The organism is Geodermatophilaceae bacterium NBWT11 (assembly GCA_014218215.1).
GTDB lineage: Bacteria > Actinomycetota > Actinomycetes > Mycobacteriales > Geodermatophilaceae > Klenkia.
This window is the reverse complement of sequence record CP043652.1, coordinates 1,810,724-1,833,695: the sequence shown is the minus strand read 5'-3', so window position 1 is coordinate 1,833,695 and position 22,972 is coordinate 1,810,724. Positions and strand designations below refer to the sequence as shown.

The window sequence follows — 22,972 nt, the reverse complement described above, 5'->3', positions numbered from 1 at the left end:
CCTGTCGGTCAGCAAGCCCTGGTACCTGCGGGGCCCGGCGGCGTGGAAGCCGCGAACCGGGCGGCCGGTGGCCGCGGCCCCCTCGGGGCCCTGACGACCCGACGCACCGACGCGTCGGGTCGTGCACCACACACAGCGGGGGACTCGACGAGGAGGAACCACAGATGGGCAAGCTCGAGGGCAAGGTCGCCTTCATCACCGGTGCGGCCCGAGGTCAGGGCCGCAGCCACGCACTCCGGTTGGCGCAGGAGGGGGCCGACGTCATCGCGGTGGACCTGTGCGAGCAGATGAGCAGCGTCAGCTACCCCATGGCCACACCGGAGGACCTGGCGGAGACCGTCCGCCAGGTCGAGGCGCTGGACCGGCGCATCGTCGCCCGGCAGGCCGACGTCCGCGACGTCGTCGCGATGCAGGCCGCGCTCGACGCCGGCGTGGCCGAGCTGGGCCGCGTGGACATCGTGCTGGCCAACGCCGGCATCGCCCCGCAGGGCGGGCCGGAGCGCGACACCCAGGTCACCTGGGACGAGGTCATCGGGGTCAACCTCACCGGGGTGTGGAACTCCGTGCACGTCGCCGCCCCGCGGATGATCGAGCAGGGCGACGGCGGGGCGATCGTGCTGACCAGCTCCACCCAGGGCCTCACCGGCCGGGGCGGGGACGGCAGCGGCGCGACCACCGCCTACGCGGCCAGCAAGCACGGCGTCGTCGGCCTGATGCGCAGCTTCGCGAACTGGCTGGCGCCGCACAGCATCCGGGTGAACACGGTGCACCCGACCGGGGTGGAGACCCCGATGGTGATGAACGAGGTCATCGGCACCTGGATCGCGGAGAACCCGGACGCGGCGGCGATGGTGGCCAACCTGATGCCGGTGGAGCTGATCCAGGCCGCGGACATCTCCAACGCCATCGCCTGGCTGGTCTCCGACGAGGCCCGCTACGTCACCGGCATCACCGTGCCCGTCGACGCCGGGTTCGTGGTCAAGTGACCGGCCGGCTGGAGGGCAAGGTCGCCTTCATCACCGGTGCGGCCCGGGGGCAGGGCCGCAGCCACGCTCTCCGATTGGCGCAGGAGGGGGCCGACGTCATCGCCGTCGACCACCTCCAGGACATGGCGACGGTCGGCTACCCCCAGGCCACCCAGGCCGACATGGACGAGACCGTCCGTCAGGTCGAGGCACTGGACCGCCGCATCATCGCCAGCAGGGCCGACGTCCGGGACACCGCGGCGTTGACGGCGGCCGTCGACGACGGGGTGGCTCAACTGGGCCGGCTGGACATCGTGCTGGCCAACGCCGGGATCGCCAGCTTCGCGCCGGTCGAGGACCTGACCGACGAGATGTGGGACGAGATGATCGGGGTCAACCTCACCGGCGTCTTCAAGACCGTCCGGGCGGCGGTGCCGCACATCAAGGCCGGTGGCCGAGGCGGGGCGATCGTGCTCACCAGCTCCACGGCCGGCATCAAGGGCCTGGGCAACCTGGCGCACTACGTGGCGGCCAAGCACGGCGTGGTCGGCCTCATGAAGACCTTCGCCAACGAGTTCGCCCCGGACATGATCCGGGTCAACTCGGTGCACCCGACCTCGGTCAGCACCGACATGATCCACAACGAGCAGACCTACGGGACCTTCCGGCCGGACAAGCCAGGGTCGGAGGTGACCCGGGAGGAGGCTGCCGAGTCGTTCAAGACGCTCAACGCGTTGCCCGTCGAGTGGGTCGAGACGGTCGACATCTCCAACGCGATCCTCTTCCTGGTCAGTGACGACGGCCGGTACGTCACCGGCGTCCAGCTCCCCGTCGACGCCGGCTCGGTGATCAAGTGACCCACCCGGTGGCGGGTGCCGACGCCGGGGTCCTGGTCACGTGACGGGTCTGCTCGAGGGCAAGGTCGCGTTCATCACCGGGGCCGCCCGCGGCCAGGGCCGCAGTCACGCCGTCCGGATGGCCGAGGAGGGCGCCGACGTCATCGCCGTCGACCTCTGCGCCCAGATCGGCACGGTGCCCTACGGCATGGCCACACCCGAGGACCTGGCCGAGACGGTGCGGCAGGTGGAGGCGCTCGACCGGCGGATCGTCGCCAGCACCGTCGACGTCCGCGACTCCGCCGGCCTGCAGTCCGCGCTGGACGACGGCGTGGCCCAGCTGGGGAAGCTCGACGTGGTCTCGGCGAACGCAGGGGTGTTCAGCACCGCTCGCTTCGAGGACCTGACCGACGATCAGTGGGACGACATGATCGGGGTCAACCTGACCGGGGTGTTCCGCACCGCGCGGGCCGCGGTCCCGCACCTGAAGGCCAACCCCGACGGCGGCGCGATGGTGCTCACCAGCTCCACCGCGGGCGTCAAGGGCATCCCGAACGCCGCGCACTACGTCGCGGCCAAGCACGGGGTGGTCGGTCTGATGAAGACGCTGGCCAACGAGCTGGCACCGCACCGCATCCGGGTCAACTCGCTGCACCCCACCACGGTGGACACCGACATGATCCAGAACCCGGCGATGTACGGGCTCTTCCGGCCCGACCTGGGCACCTCGGCCACCCGCGAGGACGCCGAGGCGGGGTTCCGCACCACGAACAAGCTCGACGTCCCGTGGGTGGAGTCCATCGACATCTCGAACGCGCTGGTCTGGCTGTGCTCGGACCTGGCGCGCTACGTCACCGGGGTCCAGCTGCCGGTGGACGCCGGCAACCTCGTCAAGTGACCCATCCCGATCCACCTCGACGAAGAGGAGAGACACCATGGCAGGACGAGTAGAGGGCAAGGTCGCGTTCATCACCGGCGCGGCCCGGTCGCAGGGCCGCAGCCACGCGCTGCGGCTGGCGCAGGAGGGCGCGGACATCATCGCCGTCGACGTCTGCGCGCCGATCGGCTCGATCGGCATGTACCCGCCGGCCACCGACGAGGACCTGGCGGAGACCGTCCGGCAGGTCGAGGCGCTGGACCGGCGGATCGTGGCCACCAAGGCCGACGTCCGGGACTCCGCCGCGATGAAGGCCGCCGTCGACGACGGGGTCGCCCAGCTCGGGCGGCTGGACATCGTGCTCGGCAACGCCGGGGTCTTCGAGATCCAGCCCGCGCTGGAGATCACCGACGAGGCCTGGCGCGAGATGATCGACATCAACCTGACCGGGGTCTGGAACACCTGCAAGGTGGCCCTGCCGCACCTCATCGAGGGCGGCCGGGGCGGGTCGATCGTGCTCACCAGCTCCACGGCGGGCCTCAAGGGCACGCCGAACACGATCCACTACACGGCGGCCAAGCACGGCGTCGTCGGGGTCATGCGGACGCTGGCCAACGAGTTCGCCCAGCACTCGATCCGGGTCAACAGCGTGCACCCCACCGGGGTGGACACCGTGATGATCCAGAACGAGAAGACCTGGGGCCTGTTCGCACCGGGCGACCCGGCGCCGTCCCGGGAGAAGGCGGCGCCGATCTTCGAGTCGACGAACGCGCTGCCGGTCCCGTGGGTCGAGCCGGTCGACATCTCCAACGCGATCCTCTTCCTGGTCTCCGACGAGGCGCGGTACATCACCGGCGTGACCCTCCCGGTCGACGCCGGCTACACGGTCAAGTGACCACCGGCAGCCGGGGACCCGCGCGGTCCCCGGCCGCCCCTCCACGACGGGACACCATGGACGACAGCACCATCACCGGCAGCCGGGTCACCGGTCTGGACGCAGGCACGGTCCGCGAGGTCCGTGCCCGGGTCGCCACCCACCTGGTCGGCCGCGAACGGGAGACGGACCTGTTGCTGGCCGCCGTCGCCGCCGGCCGCGACGTGCTGCTCGAGGGTCCGCCCGGCACGTCGAAGTCCACCCTGCTGCGCTCGATCACCGCCGAGTGGGGCATCCCGCTGCTCTTCGTCGAGGGCAACGCCGACCTCACCCCCACCCGGCTGGTGGGGCACCACAACCCGGCCCGGGTGCTGCGCGAGGACTACACCGCGGACAACTTCGTCCCCGGTCCGCTGGTCGAGGCCATGCGCCAGGGCGGGTTCCTCTACGTCGAGGAGTTCAACCGGGCCCCCGAGGACACCTTGAACACCCTGCTCACCGCCATGGCCGAACGACGGATCACGGTGCCCACCGTGGGCACCGTCGACGCCGCACCCACCTTCCGGGTGGTCGCCTCGATGAACCCCTACGACGCGGTGGGGACGACGCGGATGCCCACCTCGGTGTCGGACCGGATGTGCCGGCTGGCCGTGGACTACCAGGACGCCGAGGCCGAACGCGGCATCGTCGGACGACGCACGGGGGTGGAGTCACCCCGGCTGGTCGCCGATGCCGTCGCGCTCACCCGGGCCACCCGCGAGCGGGACGACGTCCGGCAGGGCAGCTCGGTGCGCGGGGCGATCGACGTCGCCCTGGTCGCCGCCCAGCTCGCCGCCATGCGCGGGGTCCCGCTCCCGGACGAGCCGTCGGTGGCCCCGCCGCGCGGGTTGCCCGAGGACTACACGGCCGTGGTCTGGGACGCCGTGATGCTGGCGCTGTCGGGCCGGGTGCACCTGGACGAGATCGCCGAGCAGACCCCCGAAGGCGTGCTGCGGGAGATCTGGGAGGACCACTTCCTGCTGCAGCCGGCAGCCGCGGAGCCCGGTTGAAGGACCGTCGAGGCCGACTCCCCGGTCACCCGCCGCGACCGGCCGGGGAGCTCTCGACAGCACCGCACGCTGAAGCCCCTGCGGCGTCGTCCCAAGCAGCTGACCGAGCAACCCGCCACCTACGAGCCGGCGAAGGGCGGGTCCGGTCTCGCGCTGTCGTCGGGTGACCGGCGGCGCGCGAAGGAGGCCGCGGCGCGGCGTGGTGGGTCCGGTCCGGGGACGACGGACGAACCGGCCGAGCTGATCCCGCTGGCCGACCTCGACGTGCTCGCCGAGGCCGACGCCCGCACCCGTCAGCGGGCCCGGCAGATCGCCCGCCGGCTCGCCGTGCCCCGCCCCCGCGGGACCGCCGGGCCCGGCGCGGGGTCGGGGAGCTGACCAGTCAACGCTGGGCCGGGGGCTCCGACGAGCTGGACCTCGAGCGCACGCTGGAGCTCGTCGCCGGCAAGCCGCTGCCCGAGGACGACGACGTGGTGGTGCGCGAACGGGTGCGCACGAAGCGGTCGGTCGTGCTGGTCGTGGACGTCTCCGGGTCGATGAAGGGCGAGCGGCTGCGGACGGCGGCGGCCACCGTCGGCGCGCTGGCCGGCGAGCTGGGCCGGGACTCCCTGGCCGTCGTCGCCTTCTGGTCCGACGCCGCGGTGCTCGTCCCGCTCGGGGCCCCCGTCGAGCCGCTGGGCGTGCTCGACCTCCTGCTGCGGGTGCCCACCCAGGGACTCACCAACGTCTCCTTCGCCCTGGAGACCGCCGGCCGGCTGCTGGCCGGGGTGCCGCCGCGCGACGCCCGGGTGCTGCTGCTGTCCGACTGCGTGCACAACGCCGGCCCCGACCCGCGCACCACCGCCGCCCGGCTGCCCCGCCTGGACGTGCTGCTGGACACCAGCGGTGAGGACGACGTCGAGCTCGGCCGCGACCTCGCCCGGATGGGCCGCGGCCGGATCCGGCTGGTCCGCGACCACACCGACGTCGCCCGCGCGCTCACCGCCGTCTTCACCGACTGACCAGCGCCTCGGATCAGGGACGGGGGGCGACGAGGCCGATCCGGCGTTCGTGCACGGTCTCCGGCAGGAGATCGGCGACGGTCAGCAGGGCGAAGAAGACGGCGAGCACGGCGATGGCGGTCATCGGGGCACCTCCTGTGGTGTGCCCCCACCGTGCGCCGGCGAGCTGCACGCGGGCAGTGCGCTCGCTGTGCGCCGGCTGCACGGGGCTCAGGGCAGGTCGACCTTCTCGTTCTCGCCGCCGGAGAAGGGCTCGCCGGTGACCTTGGCCTTGGCGAAGCTCAGCAGGGTCGAGACGCGGCCGCCGGGGGTGTCCCAGTACTCGGCGCTGTCGCCGTCCACCTCGATCAGCACGATCTCGTCGTCGTCGGGCCCGTCGGGGAACCAGGCGGCGACTCCGGCGTTCCACAGCTCCTTCTTCTTCGCGTCGTCGGTGACCACCGCGGCCCGACCGGTCAGCGAGACCCACGAGCTGCCCGATCCGACCACCACGTTGACCTGCGGGTTCGCCGTGATGTGGGTGACCTTGCGGGAGCTGCGGGCGGCGAAGAACCACAGGTCGCCGTCGAACTCGACCTCCTGCAGCGCCATCGGCCGGCTGATCATGGTGCCGTCGGGAGCGGTGGTGGTGAACATGCCGATCCGCTCGTCCTTCAGCAGTTCGGCGACCTTGCGGGTGTGGTCCTCAGTCATGGCGCCGGGGTTCCCCCGCGGCGGGTGCGTCAACCCCCCAGGGCCGCGTCGAGCTCGTCGAGCACCACCTGCGCCGCGGCCGGCCCGGCGTTGAGGAACCACGCCTCGTCGTCGACCTGCACGGCCGAGCCGTCGGCGACCGCGGGCAGTCCGGTCCAGAGCGAGCTGGACAGCGCCGCAGCGTCCTCGGCGCCGGCCTGGACGCCGTAGAGGAGCAGGTCCCCGTCGGCCAGGGTGAGCTGCTCCTCGCTGAGGTCCTGGGAGGTCCCGGTGAACTGCTGGTCGGGCGGGCGGGGGACGTCGCCGGCGGCCAGCAGGCTGCCCACGAAGGAGCCGACGCCGAAGAGCCGGGTGCGGTCCGAGCCGATCCGCACGACCGAGACGGTGCGCCCGTCCACCCGGGCGCCGACTTCGGCCGCGTCGTCCAGCAGGTCTCCGAGCAGGGCGTCGGCCCGGTCGGTGCGGCCCAGGGCGGATGCGACCAGCAGCAGGTCCTGCTGCCAGTTCACCCCGGTCCCCTCGGTGACCACGGTCGGGGCGATGCCGGCCAGCGACGCCCCGATCGTCTCGGCGCCCACCGTGTTGACCAGCACCAGGTCCGGCTGCAGCGCGGCGATCGCCTCGAGGTCGGGCTCCAGCCGCAGCCCGACCGAGCCGATCGCGGCCAGGTCCACCTCGGGGAAGGCGGTCTCCAGGTACCCGGGCACCAGCTCGGCCCCGCTGGCGAGGGTGGCGCCGACGGGCACCACCCCGAGCGACAGCACCCCGTCCAGCTGCCCGGTGCTGACCACGACGACGCGCTCGGGCTCGGCCGGGATCTCGGAGGTGCCACCGAAGTGGGTCACCGTGCGGGGGAAGACGCCGTCGGCAGCAGGCGAGCCGTAGCCGTCGGGCAGCGCGTCCGGGGCGATCCCCGAGGGCGGTGCCGCGGCCGAGGCCGCGGAGTCCTCCCCGGCCGGCTCGGCGGAGCAGCCGGCCAGCAGCACCGCGGTGACGAGGAGGAGGGCACGCTTCACCGGGGCCAGGGTAAGGCAAGCCTCACCACACCTGGCCGGTCGGCGCAGCGGTGGCAGAGTCAGCGTCGTGCCCCACCCGCAGCTCCTGGCCCCGCTGCAGCTGCGCGGCCGGACGCTGCCCAACCGCGTGGTGTTCTGCGCGCACCTGACCAACCAGGCGCTGGACCGGCGACCCACCGCAGCCCACACCGCGTACTACGCGGCCCGTGCGGCGGGCGGCGCCGGACTGGTGATCACCGAGGAGCAGGCGGTCACCGCCGACGACCGGCCCTACGAGAAGGTCCTCGACGGCACCGGCCCCGGCATCGTGGACTGGTACGCCGAGCTGGCCGCCGCGGTGCACCCGCACGGCGGACTCGTGCTCGCCCAGCTCAACCACAACGGCGGGCAGGGCAGCTCGCTGCACAGCCGGGTGCCGCTGCTGGCCCCCTCGCCGGCGGCCGACGCGCTGTTCCGCGAGGTCCCCCGGCAGGCCACCGACGCCGACCTCGCCGCCGTCGTCACCGCGTTCGCCGCGGCCGCCGCACGGTGCCGGGCCGGCGGGCTGGACGGCGTCGAGCTGCAGGCCTCGCAGTCCTCGCTGCTGCGCGCCTTCCTCTCCCCGACCGCCAACCGGCGCACCGACCGCTGGGGCGGGCCGGTCGGGCACCGGGCCCGGCTGCTGCTGGAGGTGGTGCACGCCGTCCGGGACGCACTGGGACCCGACCTGCTGCTCGGTGTCCGACTGGCCGCCGCCGAACCGGACGGGACGACGACCGGGGACGCCGTCGCGACCGCCCGGCTGCTGGCCGGCACCGGTCGGGTCGACCTGCTCTCCACCACCGTCGGGGTGGCCACCGAGTCCCTGCACCTCGTCGAGCCCTCGATGGCCACCCCGCCGGGCTACGCACTGCCGCTGGCCGCCCACATCCGAGCCGCCCTGCGCGCCGACGGCAGCGAGCTGCCGGTCGTCGGGGTGGGGCGGATCGTCACCGCGGACCAGGCCGAGCACGCCCTCGCCACCGGCTCCTGCGACCTGGTCGGCATCGTCCGCGGCCAGGTCGCCGACCCCGACCTGGTCACCAAGCTGCGCACCGGGCGGGCGGACGACGTCCGGCCCTGCACCGGCTGCAACACCGAGTGCGCCGCCCGGGTGGGGGCCAACCGCTGGCTGGGCTGCCAGGTGAGCCCACGGGCCGGCCGGGAGTCCGTCGTCGTGCCCGCCCCCCGGCGCAGCCGCCGCGTGGTGGTCGTCGGCGCCGGTCCGGCCGGGCTGCGGGCCGCGGCCACGGCCGCCGGTCGCGGGCACCGGGTCACCCTGCTGGAGGCCGGGGGCGCCGTCGGCGGGCAGGTCGCGGTGGCGGGTGCAGCCCCCGGGCGGGCCGGGTTCGGTGGGCTGGTCGCCGCCGACCTGCACGCCTGCCGGCGGGCCGGGGTGGAACCGCGCACCGGGCACCGGGTCACCGCCGCCGAGCTGCTGGCCGACCGGCCGGACGTCGTCGTGCTGGCCACCGGGGCCCGTCCGGCCCGGCCGGCCTGGGCCGACGACGACGGGCGGGTGGTCGACGTCGTCCCCGTGCTGACCGGAGCGGTGACGCCGGCCGGCTCGGTGCTGGTCGTCGACGAGCTCGGCGGGCCGCACGCGACGTCGACCGCCGAGCTGCTGGCCGCCGGGGACTGCCGGGTCGAGGTGGTCAGCGGCGCGTTCGTCGCCGCCCAGGACCTCGGCCCCACGCTGGACCGCGAGCTCTGGCACCGCCGGGCCGCCGCGGCAGGGATCGCCCAGACCGTCGAGCGGGTCGTCCTCGGCGTGCACCGCCGGGACGACGGCCGGCGGAGCGTCCGGCTGCTGCACCACCCGACCGGTGCCGAGGAGGTGCGGGTGGTCGACTGGGTCGTGACCGCCGCACCCCCCACCCCGGCCGACGAGCTGTGGCAGGAGCTCGTCGACGGCGGCCTCGAGGTGCACCGGATCGGTGACTGCCTGGCCCCGCGCGGTGCCACCGCCGCGGTGGTGGAGGCCGAGCGGGTGGTGCTGGCGTGGTGAGCGAGCTGCGGACGGCGCACTCCCCGGACCTGCCGCACCGGCCCACCGTCGTCGTCCCGCTGGGCTCGGTGGAGCAGCACGGCGCGCACCTGCCGCTGGGCACCGACACCACGGTGGCCGCCGCGGTCGCCGGCGCCGCGGTGGCCCGCGTGCCCGGGCTGCTGCTCGCCCCCGCGCTGCCCTACGGGGCGAGCGGGGAGCACGAGGGGTTCCCCGGCACGGTGTCGCTGGGCACCGAGGCGCTCACCGCGGTGCTCGTCGAGCTGGGCCGCTCGGCCGGGCTGTGGGCGGGCCGACTGCTGGTGGTCAACGGGCACGGCGGCAACCTCGAGGCGCTGCGCGCGGCAGTGGCGCTGCTCCGGCACGAGGGGCGGGACGTCGCCTGGTTCCCGTGCGGCGTGGCGGGAGGCGACGCGCACGCCGGGCGCACCGAGACCTCGCTGCTGTTGCACGTGGAACCGGACGCCGTGCGGCCGGACCGGGCCGAGGCGGGAGAAACGGCCCCGATCGGCGAGCTGCTGCCCCGGCTGCGGGCCGAGGGCGTGCGCGGGGTGAGCCCGAACGGGGTGCTCGGCGACCCGGCCGGCGCCACCGCGGCGGAGGGTGCGCGGTTCCTCGCGGGGATGGTCGACCGGCTCGTCGTCGCCGTGGGGAACTGGCAGGTCGACGCCGGGGGCCGTCTGCTGGGGTGAGCTGAGGGTCCTCTGTGTGATCACTGAGCCCGTTCGCCGTCACGGAGGGTCACGGCGCCCCGTACCGAGACCGACGGGTCCGACCCTGGTCGTGTCACCGGGTCACCATCGAGTCCTGCTGACCAGGGCGGGTCCGCGTGGTCCCGCTGACGACGGGGGACCTGTGGTGCTGGACCGAGTGGGTACGTGGGTGCTGCCGGCCGCGGTCGCCGTCGTGCTGGGCGGCGCCTCCGCGGCCCTCGCGGCACCGGCACCGCCCTCGCAGCTGCTGCCCCCGGCCACGACGACGCCCACGCCGACCACCGCCCCCACCACGGAGGCGCCGAGCACGCCGGCCCGGCCGGTGCAGCAGGTGGAGGAGTCCCGCGGTGGCGCCTGGATGGCCGTCGGCGGCGGCGCTGCGGTGCTCGTCGCCGGGCTCGGTGGCGCCGTGGTGGTCGGCCGGCGCGGCCGGGCGACCGACGACGTCGAGCCGGTACCGGTGTCCGCGCCGGTCGTCGAGCCCGCGGCCGAGTCCGAGGTGGCTCCCGTCGTCGACGAGGCCGGAGCCACCGAGCCGGAACCCACCGAGCCCGAGCCCACCGAGCCCGAGCCGTCCTCCTCCGCCGGGCCTGCCGTCGAGCCGGCCCCCGTCGTCGCCCCGCCCGCCGTCCGTCGCCCGGCGCAGCGACCGGCCGCCCGGGTCACGGCCGCCGGCGGCTCGACCCGCACTCCCGGCCGCCCGCCGGCCAAGCGCAAGCGCAAGCGCTGATGGCCGTCGTCGTCCAGGCCCGCCCGGCCCGCCCCGCCGGGGAGGGCCGGCCATCCGCCGGGCGGGGCCGGTCCGCCCTCGTCCTGGGTGCCCTGCTGCTCGGTGCCGCGGTCGTCGGCGTGCTCTCCCACGGTGGCCGGTCGGCCGTCCCGGAGCAGGAGTCCGCTCTGGCCCGGGTCGCTGCGGGTGTCGCGTCGGGCACCGGCTGGGTCGCCGACCCCGTGTGGACCGGGCGGCCGCCGGGCGCGGTGCTGCAGCTCGCCGCCTGGCTGTCCGGGACCGGTGCGCTCGGCCGGCACGGCGGCGACCCCGTGGCCGCGCTCCGCGAGGTCGCCGTCCTCGCGCTGCTGGTGACCGTTGCGCTCACCTGGGTGCTGGCCCGTCGGCTGGGGGCGTCCCGGGCGGTCGCCGCGGCCGGCGTCGTCGTGCTGGTGGTCTCGCCGCTGGGTCTGCTGCTGCACCGCACGGTGTCCGCCGAGGCCGTCGCCGTCCCCTGGCTGCTGGCCGCCTGCTGCCTCGCCGTGGGCGGCCGGGCCGGGCCCCGGGCCGCGGCGGCCGCGGCGGTCTGCGCCGCGGTCGCGGTGCTGACCGCGCCGCTGACCCTGCTGGCGGTGCCCGTGGTGGTCTGGCTGGTGGTGCGGCACGCTCCGGCCGACCGTCGGGCGCCGGCCGTCGCCGTCGGCACCGTGGCCCTGCTGCTCGGCGGGTACGCCCTGCTGGTCGGGCTGGCCCGGCTCGGCGCCGCGCCGGGCCCGCTCGTCGACGGCGCCGGGTTCGGCCTGCTCGGCCCCGGCGGGCAGCTGCCCCTGGCACTGGGCCTGGACGCCGACCCGGTGACGACCGTGCTGGCCGCCGCCGGGGGTGTGCTCCTGCTCGTCCGCCGGCCCTCGGCCCGCCCGCTGGCCGCCGGCGTCGTGGGCTGGCTGGCGCTGTCCGCCCTCCCCGGGGTGGCGGCGCCGACCGTGCTGGTCGTCGTCCTGCCGTGGATCGCGCTCGTGCTGCCGGCCGCGGCACTGGAGCTGGCCCTCGGGCGGGGGCGGGGTGCCCGACGGGCCGCGCGGCTGGCCCCGGTCGGGGCCGTCGTCCTCGCCCTGGCGCTGAGCGGTGTCCCGGCCGGTCGGGCTCCGACCCCGGTCGAGGCGGCCGACGCGTCTGCCGCTGCCCCAGCGACCGCGGTGCCCGACGCCGGGCTCGAGGTCCGGCAGGGCGTCGGCGCCGAGCTCGCGGTCAACCCCGGGCTGGTGCTCACCGACGCCGTCCGCACCGCACTGGCCGCCGGTGCCGTCGACCCCCGCGTGCTCGTCGTGCTCCCGCGGGCGGCCGCCGACGGCACGCTGGACGTCGCCGCCGTCCGGGACACCGACGGTGACGGGCTGGCGGACTCCGTGCTCGTCACCGCGGTCGACGGCTCCCCCGTGGGCACCGGGTCGGCGCTCGCCGTGCTCGTGGGCGCCCAGCCCGCCCCCTTCACCGCCGTCGTCGCCGACACCGGCGACGGCCTCCTGCTCACCTGGCCGGGCGCTCCGCCGTCCGGCCTGCTGGGCACCCCGTGACCACCCGCCCTGGAGGAACCATGACCGTCCGACGCGCACTCGGTGTGCTGACCCTGACCGCCCTCGCCGTCCTGGGGGTCCCCGCGGTCGCCGCCGCGGCGCCCGCGGACGGCACGACCGGTGGGTGGGTCCGGCTGACCCACCTGTCCCCGGACACCCCCGCGGTCGACGTCCAGCTCACCGCGGCCAGCGACTCCGGCTCGGTGCTGGCGTTGAGCGACGTGGCCTACGGCGACGTGTCGGACTACACCCGGGTGCCCGCCGGCACCTACACCGCCTCGATGGTCCCGGCCGGCGGCGACGCCGCCGACCCGCCGGCGATCACCCAGTCGGTCACGGTGGCCGACGGGCAGGCCTACACGGTGGCCGCGGTCGGGCTCAACGCCGACCTGACCGGCACCGTGCTCACCGACGACCTCAGCACCCCGCCGGACGGGCAGGCCCGGATCCGGCTGCTGCAGGCCTCGGTGAGCCACCCCTCCGTCACCGTCACCGCCGTCGACGGGCCGGTGCTGGCCCGGGACGCGGCCTTCGCCACGGCCACCGGCTACGCCGAGATCCCGGCCGGGGTGTGGTCGTTGGCGGTGGACGCCGACGGCGCCCAGGTGGGGACGGCGACCGGCGTGCGGGTCGAGCCGGGCAGCGTGAACACCCTGGTCGCCCTGGACGCACCGGACGGGTCCGTCACGGTCACCGCCCTGCAGGACGCGGCCGGCACCGGCGTCACCCCCAGCGGCGGGGTGGAGACCGGTGGCGGTGGGACGGCGCCGGCCGACCGCGGTCCGGCGACGCTGGCCGGCCTGGTGCTCGCCGCGGCGGTGGTCGTGCCGGTGGTGGCCCGCCGGCGGACGGTCTGAGCGCCGTCCGGGCCGCCGGCCTGCTCGCCGTCGGCCTCCTGCTCGCCGGGTGCGGCGGTGCCGTCGCGGCACCGGGAGCCGCCCCGTCGTCGGTCCCCGCGCCGGCCGCCAGCACCTCGCTGCCCGGCCCGCAGCCGTTGGAGGACGCAGCGCCCACGGTGACCCGGGTGACCGTCCCGGCGATCGGGGTCGACGCGACCGGGCTGGAGGCCCTCGGGCTGCTGCCCGACGGGAGCCTCGCGGCGCCGGTGGACTTCGACCGCGCCGGGTGGTTCGCCGACGGGACGGTGCCCGGTGAGCGGGGGCCGGCGGTGGTGGCCGGCCACGTGGACTCCGTCGACGGACCGGCGGTGTTCTACCGGCTGCGGGAGCTCGCCCCCGGCGACGAGGTGGTCGTCGAGCTCTCCGACGGGACCGCCCCGACCTTCCGGGTGGACCGGGTGGAGTCCGCGCCCAAGGACGACTTCCCGACCGCCGAGGTCTACGGCCCGACCCCGGACGCCCAGCTGCGGCTGATCACCTGCGGCGGGGAGTTCGACCGGTCGGTGCGCTCCTACGAGGACAACACCATCGTCTTCGCCAGTCGGGTCAGCCCCTAACCTCGTCCCGTGTCCGTCCTGCCCGTCCGCCCGTGCCGGTGACGGCTCCACCGGACGCGAGGCTGCCGGACGGGTTCGTGGTCGCCCTGGACCCCCGGGTCCGGCGCCGGGACGCCGGGGCGACGTTGCTGGGCGGCTCGCCGCTGCGGCTGCTCCGGCTCGCGCCCCGGGCCCGCGAGCTGCTCGCCGGCGAGGGGCTCACGGTCGCGGACCCGACCACCGCGGCGTTGGCCGGGCGGCTGCTCGACAGCGGCCTCGCCCACCCGCGGCTCGGCCCGGTCACCCCGGCCGGCGTCACCGTCGTCGTCCCGGTGAAGGACCGCACGGCGGGCCTGGACCGCCTGCTCACCGCGGTGCGCGCCGACCCGCAGACGGCCGCCGTCCCGGTCGTGGTGGTCGACGACGGCTCGGCGGACCCCGGCGCCGTGGCCCGCGTGTGCGCCGCACACCGGGCCGACGTGCTCCGGCACGAGGTGGCCCGCGGCCCCTCGGCGGCCCGCAACGCCGGCCTGCGCGCGGCCGGCACCGCAGCGGTGGCCTTCCTGGACTCCGACTGCGTGCCCCGCCCCGGGTGGCTCGGGGTGCTGGCCGCGCACCTGGCCGACCCCCGGCTGGCCGTCGTCGCGCCCCGGATCACCGCCCTGGCCGGGGACGGCTCCGGCTGGGTGGGCGGGTACGAGGACACGGTCAGCGCGCTGGACATGGGCCGCCACCCCGCGCCGGTGACCCCGCTGTCGGGGGTCTCCTACGTGCCGAGCGCGGCCCTGCTGGTCCGGCGGGCCGCGCTGGGCGGCGGGTTCGACGAGACCATGCGGGTCGCCGAGGACGTCGACCTCGTCTGGCGGCTGGCCGGCGCCGGGTGGCGGGTGCGCTACGAGCCCGGCGCGCAGGTGGACCACCAGCACCCCCGGGCGACGGGGGAGTGGCTGCGCCGCCGGGCGTTCTACGGCACCGGAGCCGCCCTGCTGGCCCAGCGGCACGGCAGCGCGGTCGCCCCGGTGGTGATGTCCCCGTGGTCGGCCGCGGCGTGGGCCTGCGTCCTGCTGGGCGGACGCCCGGGGCTGGTCGCCGGCGCCGGCGTGCTCGGCGTCGCCACCCGGACGCTGTCCCGGCGGCTGGCCCGCCCCGGCGAGCCCGCACCCGTCGGGCTCGCCGCCACCCTGGTCGTCCGCGGCACCTGGGCCGGTGGCCGCACGCTGGCCCGCTCGGTCACCCGGCACCACTGGCCGCTGGTCCTCCCGCTCCTGGCGGTGTCCGGCCGGGCCCGCCGGCTGACCCTGCTGGCTGCGCTGGCCGACGGGGTCGGCGCCTGGTGGCCGCACCGCCGGGACGTCGACCTGCCCCGCTTCGTGGCTGCCCGCCGGCTGGAGGACCTGGCCTACGGCGCCGGGCTGTGGCGGGGCGCGCTCCGGGCCCGGGACGCCCGGGCGCTGCTGCCCGCGAGGCCGCCGGCGGGCTGACCGGTGAACAGCGCGTGACGGAGTCCGTTGCGGGGAACACCCGTCCCGGGTGCTGCCTTGGAGCCACCTGTGGGGCAGCGCCGTCCCTCGTGCCAGCCGCCACCAGCCGAGGAGCTCGTCATCAGCGCCACCACCGAGACCCCGCGCACCGTCGAGGGCACCGCCCCCGTCGCCGCGACCCCGAGCCGGCTGCGGACGGTGCTCACCCTGGGCGCCTTCGTCGCCCTCGGCCCGCTCACGATCGACATGTACCTGCCGGCCCTGCCGACGATCACCGAGGACCTGCAGACGACGTCGGCGACGGTCCAGCTCACCCTGACCGGCACCCTGCTGGGCCTCGCGCTCGGGCAGCTGGTGATCGGCCCGCTGTCCGACGCGCTGGGCCGGCGCCGCCCGCTGCTGGTGGGCACCGCGCTGCACGTGCTGGCCAGCGCCCTGGTGCTGATCGCCCCGAACATCGCCGTCCTCGGGGTGCTGCGGGTGCTGCAGGGCGTGGGCGCCGCCGCGGGTGCGGTGATCGCACTCGCCGTGGTCCGCGACCTCTACACCGGGCGGGCCGCCGCCACCCTGCTGTCCCGGCTCTTCCTGGTCATCGGCGCGGCCCCGGTGCTCGCGCCCACGCTGGGCGGGGAGCTGCTGCGGTTCACCTCCTGGCGCGGGGTCTTCGCCTTCCTGGCCCTGTACGGCCTGGTGCTCGTCTTCGCCGTCGGCGCCACGCTGAAGGAGACGCTGCCGCCCGAGCGCCGCACCAGCAGCGGGCTGCGCGGCACCGGCCGCAACTACCTGGGCCTGCTGCACGACCGGGTCTTCGTCGGCCTGGTGCTCGTCGCCGGGCTGACCATGGCCGGGCTGTTCAGCTACGTCTCGGGCTCGGCCTTCGTCTACCAGGGCGAGTTCGGCCTCGACGAGCAGCAGTTCGGCCTGCTCTTCGGCGCCGGGGCCTTCTGGCTGATCGCCGCCACCCAGCTCAACCCGGTGCTGCTGCGCCGCTTCCAGCCGCAGTGGCTGCTCGCGAGCGCCCTGGTCATCGGCCTGGTCGCGGCCCTGGTCCTCGTCGTCCTGGCGCTCACCGACACCGGCGGCCTGGTCGGCGTCGTCGTCCCGGTCTGGGTGGTGCTGTTCGCCAGCGGACTCGGCCTGCCCAACGCCCCCGCCCTGGCGCTGACCCGGCACGGCGAGGCCGCCGGCACCGCGGCCGCCCTGCTGGGTGCGGTGCAGTTCGGCGTGGGTGCGCTGGTGGCCCCCCTGGTCGGCGTGCTCGGCAACGACGCGCTGGCGATGGGCGTGACGATGGTCGGTGCGTTCGCCGCCGCGATCGTCGTGCTGGCCGCCGTGGTGCGTCCGTGGCAGCTGCCCGACTGGGAGTCCGGGGACTGAGCAGGACGTCCGTCCTGGCGCAACGGGCTCGGAACGGTCACGATGGGGTGACATGAGCCACTGGGCAGTCCCCTCGGGCCGGGTCGCGTGACCACGCTGAACCCGTGGCTCGCGCTGCCCGACGGGTTGCCCAGCCCGGTGGCCGCCCGGCGGTTGCGGGCCGCGCACGAGGCGGTGGTGACCCACGGGGGAGCCGTCCGCCGCGACGAGGTGCGGCCGGTCGTCTACGAGTCGTGGCGGCGCAGCCTGGGCAGCGGCGTCGACCCCGACGGCACGCCGCCGCCGGTCGACCTGCTCGACCACGACCTGCTGGCCTACCGCGAGGCGCACCCGCTGGCCGCGGTCATGCCGGTGATCCGGCGCCTGCTGGTCACCGATGCCGAGGCCGACCGGATGATCGTGGCCGTCACCGACGCCGAGGGCCGGATGCTGTGGGTCGAGGGCGACCGCGCGCTGCGCTCGCGCGCGGAGTCCATGCACTTCGTGGCCGGCGCCCGGTGGGGCGAGGACGTCGCCGGCACCAACGCCCCCGGGACCGCGCTGGCCCTGGACACCCCGGTGCAGATCCACGGCGGCGAGCACTTCAGCCGCACCGTGCAGCAGTGGTCGTGCTCGGCCGCGCCGGTGCACCACCCGGTCACCGGGGTGCTCCTCGGCGCCATCGACGTCACCGGCGGGGACCACGTGGCCAGTCCGCACGTGCTCACCCTGGTGCGCGCCACGGTCGCGGCCGCGGAGTCCGAGCTGCGCTGGTTGCACCGCGAGGAGCTCCCCGGCCGGTCGGCGGTCCCGCCCCTGGCCCGGCCGTTGCTCGAGGTGCTGGGCCGCGAGCGCGCCCGGCTGACCACCCCGGCCGGGCGCACCGACCTGTCGCTGCGGCACTCCGAGCTGCTGCTCCTGCTCGCCGAGGCCGCCGCGGCCGACGAGGGACGCAGCGCCGACCAGCTCGCCGCCGAGGTGCACCCGGGGGACGCGGCCGCGGTGACCGTGCGCGCGGAGCTGTCCCGGTTGCGCCGGATCCTGGGCGAGGACCTCCTGGGGTCCCGGCCCTACCGGCTCACCGCCCCGCTGGACACCGACCTCGACCAGGTCCGCCGCGCGCTGGCCCGCGGCGCCGTCGCCCCCGCCCTGGACCGCTACGTCGGGGTGGTGCTGCCGCGTTCGGAGGCCCCCGGCGTCCGCACCGCCCGGGCCCGGCTGGCCGGCTCGCTGCGCGCCGCGGTGCTGCGCTCGGGCCGCCCCGAGCTGCTGGTGCGCTACAGCCGGCTCCCCGACGCCGCCGACGACGCCGCGGTCTGGCAGGGCCTGCTCGACTGCCTGCCGGTCAGCTCACCCCGGCGGGCCGCGGCGGCCGGGCAGCTGCTCCGGCTGCGCCGCAGCCCCCGCCCGCGCTGACCGGGCTCAGCCGACGGTGACCGTCCGGTCGCCGGTCTCCTGCACCGGGCGGGCGTTCTCCCCGATGACGGCGCGGAAGCCCGCCAGCTGTGCGGCCGAGGCGGACACCGGCTGCTGCAGGACCAGCCACTCGACGTCCTCCGAGCAGGGCGGCGTCGTCAGCGAGCCGGTGTAGCGGTAGGTCGCGTGGTCGGCCGGCAGCAGGGCCGCGGGGTCGACCGACGCCGGTGCCGAGGTCTCGCCCGGCGTGCCCGGGAGCGCGTCCAGGTAGGGCTGCAGGGCCACGTCCTCCGCGCCCTCGGTGAGCAGCACGCCGAGGACGGCGAGGGACCCGTCGGCCGCGGTGTGCACCAGGTGCAGCTCGGCATCCGCGCGGACGCCGTCCACGGTGTGCTCGGCCGGCTCGTGCAGGTGGAACTGGGTGAGCTCGTAGCCCACGCCGTCCACCGTGAGGGTGGAGCCGGGCGCCTCGTCGGCCCGCACCGTGGCACCGGTGTTGACCAGCTCCGCGGTGCCCGGCACGTAGGACACGCCCAGTTCGGACTGCGCCGCGGGCGTGGCGCCGCCCAGGTCGATGGGGGACTGGTGCTCCCCGGTGCCGCACGCCGACCACTCCGGGTCCAGCTGCGCCCAGGCGCCGGGACCGGTGGCCCCGGTGTAGCCGAACTGCTCACCCGCCGCCGGGACCGCAGCCGTGGTGGTGCCGGCCCCGGCCTCAGCCCCGGCGCTCCCGGCGGTCCCCCCGCAGGCGGTGAGCAGCAGGACCGCGGCGGCGGTGAGGGCGCTGGCGGGACGGACGGCGGGACGCACGGGGACCTCCGGGAGTGTGGTTGCTCTTGACAACCACTGTGCGTCGGCTGTGTGGTGGTGTCAACGCGACCGTGGACGGCACCTGCAACAGCGCTGCAACGTTGCGCGCTCCCCGAGGTGCGGGGCTCTCGACGCCGCACCTCCGCTGGTGCGTGCACGCGGGGCTCCCTTCTCCGCTCGTGCGGTGTCCACGAGGGCAGGGCGCGGAAGTAAGCGTGGCCTAAGAACTGTGTCCGTCGGCACACTGCGGTCACGGGCGGTGGGTGACTGCTGCCACGACCCTGCAACGAGGCGGAGGACATGACGCAGATCAACGTGCGTGTCGACGGGGCGTCCTACTCGGACGACGTCGAACCGAGGACCCTCCTGGTCCACTACTTGCGCGAGCAGCTGGGCAAGGTCGGCACGGTCGTCGGCTGCGACACCAGCAACTGCGGCGCCTGCACCGTCCACCTGGACGGCGAGAGCGTGAAGTCCTGCACCGTGCTGGCCGTCCAGGCCGACGGCGCCGAGGTCACCACCATCGAGGGCATCGCCGACGGCGCCACCCTGCACCCGATGCAGAAGGCCTTCCACGAGCAGCACGGTCTGCAGTGCGGCTACTGCACGCCCGGGATGATCATGGCCTCGATCGACCTGGTGAAGAACAACCCGAACCCCACCGAGCACGAGATCCGTGAGGGCATCGAGGGCAACCTCTGTCGCTGCACGGGCTACCAGAACATCGTCAAGGCGGTCCAGCAGGCCGCCGGCGAGATGAGCTCGACGGGCACCCACGCCGTCGAGACGACGGGAGCACAGGCATGACCATCACCGAGGACCCGAGCACCGCGACCCCGGAGGCACCGGCCAAGGAGGTCGGTTCGGCGCGCCTGCGCAAGGAGGACGCCCGGCTGATCACCGGCAAGACCACCTGGACCGACAACATGGTCCTGCCCGGCATGGTCTACATGTCGGTGCTGCGCTCGCCCGTGGCGCACGCGACCATCACCCACCTCGACGTCAGCGCCGCCAAGGACCGCCCGAACGTCGTCGCCGTCTACACCGGCGCCGACTTCAAGGACGAGCAGGGCTCCATCCCCTGCGCCTGGCCGGTCACCCCGGACATGGTCAACCCCGGGCACCCCTCGATCGCCGTGGACACCGTCAACCACGTCGGTGAGGCCGTGGCGATCGTCGTCGCCCGCAGCCGCACCGCCGCCGTCGACGCCGTCGAGGCCATCGACGTGGACTACGAGAACATCCCCGTGGTCCTGGACATGGAGGAGGCGACGAAGGACGGCGCACCGCTGGTCCACGCCCACACCGAGTCCAACACCAGCTACCACTTCGTCTTCGACGCCGGCGAGGCCGGCACCGGTGGCGACACCGACGCCGCGTTCGACGCCGCCGACGTGGTCGTCTCCCGCCGGTTCGTGCAGCAGCGCCTGATCCCGGCGTTCATGGAGCCGCGCTCGGTCGTCGTCGGCGTCTCCGGGGACAACTACACGCTGTGGTCGGCCACCCAGATCCCGCACATCCTGCGGGTCATGGCGGCGCTGACCACCGGCATCCCCGAGCACAAGCTGCGCGTCATCGCCCCCGACGTCGGCGGCGGTTTCGGCGGCAAGCTGCAGGTCAACCCCGAGGAGATCCTGGCGCTGCTCATCGCGCGCCGGCTGGGCAAGCCGGTCAAGTGGACCGAGACCCGCTCGGAGTCCCTGATGACCGCCCACCACGGGCGCGACCAGATCCAGTACATCGACGTCGCCGCCGACCGCGAGGGCAACGTCAAGGGCCTGCGCGTGCGGCTGCTGGCCGACATGGGCGCCTACCTGCGGCTGATCACCCCCGGCGTCCCCGCACTGGGTGCGTTCATGTTCCCGGGCATCTACAAGTTCCCGGCCTACCGCTTCGAGTGCGACGGGGTGTTCACCAACAAGGTGCCCACCGACGCCTACCGCGGTGCCGGCCGCCCCGAGGCGACCTTCGCCATCGAGCGGATCATGGACGAGCTCGCCGTCGAGCTGTCCATGGACCCGATGGAGCTGCGCCGCAAGAACTGGATCAACGCCGAGGAGTTCCCGTTCACCACGGTGGCCGGGCTCTCCTACGACTCCGGTGACTACGAGCAGGCCACCCAGGCCGCGCTCGAGCTGCTCGGCTACGACGAGCTGCGTGCGGAGCAGAAGCAGCGTCGCGAGTCCGGCGACCCGGTCCAGCTGGGCATCGGCATCTCCACGTTCACCGAGATGTGCGGCCTGGCCCCCTCCCGGGTGCTCGGCTCGCTGGCCTTCGGCGCCGGCGGCTGGGAGCAGGCCTCCATCCGGATGCTGCCCACCGGCAAGGTCGAGGTCGTCACCGGGTCCACCCCGCACGGCCAGGGCCACGAGACGGCCTGGAGCCAGATCGTCGCCGACCAGCTGGGCGTGCCCTTCGACGACGTCGAGGTGCTGCACGGTGACACCGCGATCAGCTCGCGCGGTCTGGACACCTACGGCTCGCGCTCGCTGGTCGTCGGTGGCACCGCGGTGGTGAAGGCCTCGGAGAAGGTCGTCGCCAAGGCCCGCAAGATCGCCGCGCACCTGCTCGAGGCCAGCGAGGACGACCTGGAGTTCAGCGGCGGGAAGTTCTCCGTCAAGGGCACCCCCGGCGCGGGGCTCGGCATCCAGGAGATCGCCCTGGCGATCTTCGCCGCGCACGACTACCCCGAGGGCATCGAGCCCTCGATCGACGCCGAGGCCGCCTTCGACCCGACGAACTTCTCCTTCCCGCACGGCACCCACCTGTGCGCCATGGAGGTCGACACCGACACCGGGTTCGTCAAGATCCGCAAGTACGCCTGCGTCGACGACATCGGCAACATCGTCAACCCGATCATCGTCGAGGGTCAGATGCACGGCGGGCTCGCCCAGGGCATCAGCCAGGCCCTGTACGAGGAGGCCATCTACGACGCCGACGGCAACCTGACCACCGGCACGTTCGTGGACTACCTGGTGCCCTCGGCGATGGACCTGCCGCACTTCGACACCGGCAACACCACGCACGCCGCCCCGGACAACCCGCTGGGTGCCAAGGGCGTCGGCGAGGCCGGCTGCATCGCCAGCACCCCGGCGGTCGTCAACGCCGCCCTGGACGCCGTCCGGCACCTGGGCGTGTCCGACATCCGCATGCCGCTGACCCCCGAGCGGGTCTGGCGGGCCATCCACCAGGGCGGCGACGGCGGAGACCGCGCCGCCGAGGGCAGCAACGCCTACGGCGGTGCCCGCACCACCGAGTCCGGCTACGAGGAGGCGAAGTGATCCCCGCTGCGTTCGCGTACGTCCGCCCCACCAGCGTCGACGAGGCCCTCCAGGCCATCGCCGCCGGCGGGGAGGACGTGAAGATCCTGGCCGGTGGGCAGTCGCTCATCCCGGTCATGCGGCTGCGGCTGGCCGCACCCGAGACCATCGTCGACCTGACGAAGGTGGCCGAGCTGCGCGGCGTCCGGGAGGACGGCGACAGCCTGGTCATCGGGGCGATGACGACCCACCACGACATCTGCACCGACCCGTTGGTCGCGCAGTACGGGAAGCTCATCGCCGAGGCCACCGAGACCGTCGCCGACCCCGCCGTCCGGCACCGCGGCACGTTCGGTGGCGCCCTGGCGCACGCCGACCCGGCCGGTGACCTGCCGGCCGTGGCGCTGGCGCTGGACGCCGAGTTCGTCATCGCCGGCCCCGGCGGGGCGCGGCGCACGGTGGGGGCGGCCGACTTCTTCGTCGACTACCTGACCACCGCGCTCGAGGACGGCGAGCTGCTCGTCGAGATCCGGGTGCCCAAGCTCGGCAGCGACTGGGGCGTCCGGTACGAGAAGTTCAACCGGGTGGCCCAGGCGTGGTCGATCGTGGCCGTCGCCGCGGCCGTCCGCCGCGAGGGCTCGAGGATCACCGAGGCCCGCATCGGGCTGACCAACATGGGCTCCACCCCGATCCGCGCCCGCGCGGTCGAGGCGGCCCTGGTCGGCGCCGACGTGAGCATGGAGACCGTGACCGGGGCGGCCGCGCAGGCCGCCGAGGGCACCGAACCCAGCAGCGACCTCAACGCCCAGGCCGACTACCGCCAGCACCTCGCCCGGGTGCTGACCCGACGAGCTGTGACCGCGGCCGCAGGGCTGTAGCGT

The 22,972-nt window shown here is 75.2% G+C and carries 20 protein-coding genes and 1 pseudogene; 18 read left to right on the top strand and 3 right to left on the bottom strand.

Annotation, left to right across the window (positions count from 1 at the left end; genetic code table 11):
• Positions 1–164 precede the first annotated feature (164 nt).
• The 6 genes and pseudogenes from F1C76_08780 to F1C76_08755 all read left to right on the top strand — a co-directional run bounded on the left by F1C76_08780 (position 165) and on the right by F1C76_08755 (position 5,602).
• Positions 165–986 (top strand): mycofactocin-coupled SDR family oxidoreductase, encoded by an 822-nt coding sequence (locus tag F1C76_08780; GenBank protein ID QNG36674.1) that lies wholly within the window; start codon positions 165–167, stop codon positions 984–986.
• Complete coding sequence (locus F1C76_08775) at positions 983–1,822, top strand: mycofactocin-coupled SDR family oxidoreductase (protein ID QNG36673.1); 840 nt, start codon at positions 983–985, stop codon at positions 1,820–1,822. The genes F1C76_08780 and F1C76_08775 overlap by 4 nt, the downstream gene beginning before the upstream one ends.
• A 40-nt stretch (positions 1,823–1,862) precedes the next feature.
• Positions 1,863–2,699, top strand: coding sequence for a mycofactocin-coupled SDR family oxidoreductase (locus F1C76_08770; GenBank protein QNG36672.1), 837 nt, complete (start codon positions 1,863–1,865; stop codon positions 2,697–2,699).
• 37 nt (positions 2,700–2,736) lie between these two features.
• Positions 2,737–3,573 (top strand): mycofactocin-coupled SDR family oxidoreductase, encoded by an 837-nt coding sequence (locus F1C76_08765; GenBank protein QNG36671.1) that lies wholly within the window; start codon positions 2,737–2,739, stop codon positions 3,571–3,573.
• A gap of 56 nt (positions 3,574–3,629) precedes the next feature.
• On the top strand, positions 3,630–4,601 hold the full coding sequence (locus F1C76_08760) for a MoxR family ATPase (protein QNG36670.1): 972 nt from the start codon (positions 3,630–3,632) through the stop codon (positions 4,599–4,601).
• 78 nt (positions 4,602–4,679) lie between these two features.
• Positions 4,680–5,602, top strand: a pseudogene (locus F1C76_08755) (VWA domain-containing protein).
• Positions 5,603–5,812: 210 nt separating this feature from the next.
• Here F1C76_08755 and F1C76_08750 read toward each other — a convergent pair.
• Complete coding sequence (locus tag F1C76_08750) at positions 5,813–6,295, bottom strand: pyridoxamine 5'-phosphate oxidase family protein (GenBank protein ID QNG36669.1); 483 nt, start codon at positions 6,293–6,295, stop codon at positions 5,813–5,815.
• Between the two features lie 29 nt (positions 6,296–6,324).
• A complete protein-coding gene (locus F1C76_08745; protein ID QNG39114.1) occupies positions 6,325–7,374 on the bottom strand; it encodes an iron-siderophore ABC transporter substrate-binding protein in 1,050 nt (349 codons plus the stop codon).
• A 4-nt stretch (positions 7,375–7,378) separates the two neighbouring features.
• On the opposite strand from F1C76_08745, the gene F1C76_08740 reads away from it, so the two are divergent.
• The 9 genes from F1C76_08740 to F1C76_08700 all read left to right on the top strand — a co-directional run bounded on the left by F1C76_08740 (position 7,379) and on the right by F1C76_08700 (position 18,021).
• Entirely contained in the window at positions 7,379–9,337 is a 1,959-nt protein-coding gene (locus F1C76_08740) for an FAD-binding protein (GenBank protein ID QNG36668.1), read from the top strand.
• Complete coding sequence (mftE, locus tag F1C76_08735) at positions 9,331–10,029, top strand: mycofactocin biosynthesis peptidyl-dipeptidase MftE (GenBank protein ID QNG36667.1); 699 nt, start codon at positions 9,331–9,333, stop codon at positions 10,027–10,029. The genes F1C76_08740 and mftE overlap by 7 nt, the downstream gene beginning before the upstream one ends.
• Before the next feature lie 166 nt (positions 10,030–10,195).
• Positions 10,196–10,780: a hypothetical protein gene (locus F1C76_08730; protein QNG36666.1), complete on the top strand. Its 585-nt coding sequence runs from the start codon at positions 10,196–10,198 to the stop codon at positions 10,778–10,780.
• A complete protein-coding gene (locus F1C76_08725; GenBank protein ID QNG36665.1) occupies positions 10,780–12,333 on the top strand; it encodes a hypothetical protein in 1,554 nt (517 codons plus the stop codon). Before F1C76_08730 ends, F1C76_08725 begins: the two co-directional genes overlap by 1 nt.
• A gap of 20 nt (positions 12,334–12,353) precedes the next feature.
• The gene (locus F1C76_08720) at positions 12,354–13,190 is read left to right on the top strand and encodes a DUF4397 domain-containing protein (GenBank protein ID QNG36664.1); all 837 of its coding nucleotides are present in this window, start codon (positions 12,354–12,356) and stop codon (positions 13,188–13,190) included.
• On the top strand, positions 13,187–13,789 hold the full coding sequence (locus F1C76_08715) for a class F sortase (GenBank protein ID QNG39113.1): 603 nt from the start codon (positions 13,187–13,189) through the stop codon (positions 13,787–13,789). Before F1C76_08720 ends, F1C76_08715 begins: the two co-directional genes overlap by 4 nt.
• A 32-nt stretch (positions 13,790–13,821) precedes the next feature.
• Positions 13,822–15,249 (top strand): mycofactocin system glycosyltransferase, encoded by a 1,428-nt coding sequence (mftF, locus tag F1C76_08710; protein QNG36663.1) that lies wholly within the window; start codon positions 13,822–13,824, stop codon positions 15,247–15,249.
• 120 nt (positions 15,250–15,369) lie between these two features.
• Positions 15,370–16,626 (top strand): multidrug effflux MFS transporter, encoded by a 1,257-nt coding sequence (locus F1C76_08705; GenBank protein ID QNG39112.1) that lies wholly within the window; start codon positions 15,370–15,372, stop codon positions 16,624–16,626.
• A 96-nt stretch (positions 16,627–16,722) separates the two neighbouring features.
• The gene (locus F1C76_08700; GenBank protein QNG39111.1) at positions 16,723–18,021 is read left to right on the top strand and encodes a GAF domain-containing protein; all 1,299 of its coding nucleotides are present in this window, start codon (positions 16,723–16,725) and stop codon (positions 18,019–18,021) included.
• Between the two features lie 6 nt (positions 18,022–18,027).
• On the opposite strand, the gene F1C76_08695 is transcribed toward F1C76_08700, so the two are convergent.
• Positions 18,028–18,864, bottom strand: coding sequence for a carbonic anhydrase family protein (locus F1C76_08695; protein ID QNG36662.1), 837 nt, complete (start codon positions 18,862–18,864; stop codon positions 18,028–18,030).
• 267 nt (positions 18,865–19,131) lie between these two features.
• Between F1C76_08695 and F1C76_08690 the strand changes: the two genes are divergently transcribed.
• From F1C76_08690 to F1C76_08680, 3 genes are read left to right on the top strand one after another with little or no spacing between them, the layout of a single operon-like run.
• Positions 19,132–19,638 (top strand): (2Fe-2S)-binding protein, encoded by a 507-nt coding sequence (locus F1C76_08690; protein ID QNG36661.1) that lies wholly within the window; start codon positions 19,132–19,134, stop codon positions 19,636–19,638.
• Complete coding sequence (locus F1C76_08685; protein QNG36660.1) at positions 19,635–22,112, top strand: molybdopterin-dependent oxidoreductase; 2,478 nt, start codon at positions 19,635–19,637, stop codon at positions 22,110–22,112. The genes F1C76_08690 and F1C76_08685 overlap by 4 nt, the downstream gene beginning before the upstream one ends.
• Complete coding sequence (locus tag F1C76_08680; protein QNG36659.1) at positions 22,109–22,969, top strand: xanthine dehydrogenase family protein subunit M; 861 nt, start codon at positions 22,109–22,111, stop codon at positions 22,967–22,969. Before F1C76_08685 ends, F1C76_08680 begins: the two co-directional genes overlap by 4 nt.
• Positions 22,970–22,972: the final 3 nt, after the last annotated feature.

Bases quoted from the DNA above. Each gene is read 5' to 3' on its own strand.
- F1C76_08690 (QNG36661.1), top strand. From the start codon at position 19,132: ATGACGCAGATCAACGTGCGTGTCGACGGGGCGTCCTACTCGGACGAC.
- F1C76_08765 (QNG36671.1), top strand. From the start codon at position 2,737: ATGGCAGGACGAGTAGAGGGCAAGGTCGCGTTCATCACCGGCGCGGCC.
- F1C76_08720 (QNG36664.1), top strand. From the start codon at position 12,354: ATGACCGTCCGACGCGCACTCGGTGTGCTGACCCTGACCGCCCTCGCC.
- F1C76_08760 (QNG36670.1), top strand. From the start codon at position 3,630: ATGGACGACAGCACCATCACCGGCAGCCGGGTCACCGGTCTGGACGCA.
- F1C76_08750 (QNG36669.1), bottom strand. From the start codon at position 6,295: ATGACTGAGGACCACACCCGCAAGGTCGCCGAACTGCTGAAGGACGAG.
- F1C76_08780 (QNG36674.1), top strand. From the start codon at position 165: ATGGGCAAGCTCGAGGGCAAGGTCGCCTTCATCACCGGTGCGGCCCGA.
- F1C76_08685 (QNG36660.1), top strand. From the start codon at position 19,635: ATGACCATCACCGAGGACCCGAGCACCGCGACCCCGGAGGCACCGGCC.
- F1C76_08725 (QNG36665.1), top strand. From the start codon at position 10,780: ATGGCCGTCGTCGTCCAGGCCCGCCCGGCCCGCCCCGCCGGGGAGGGC.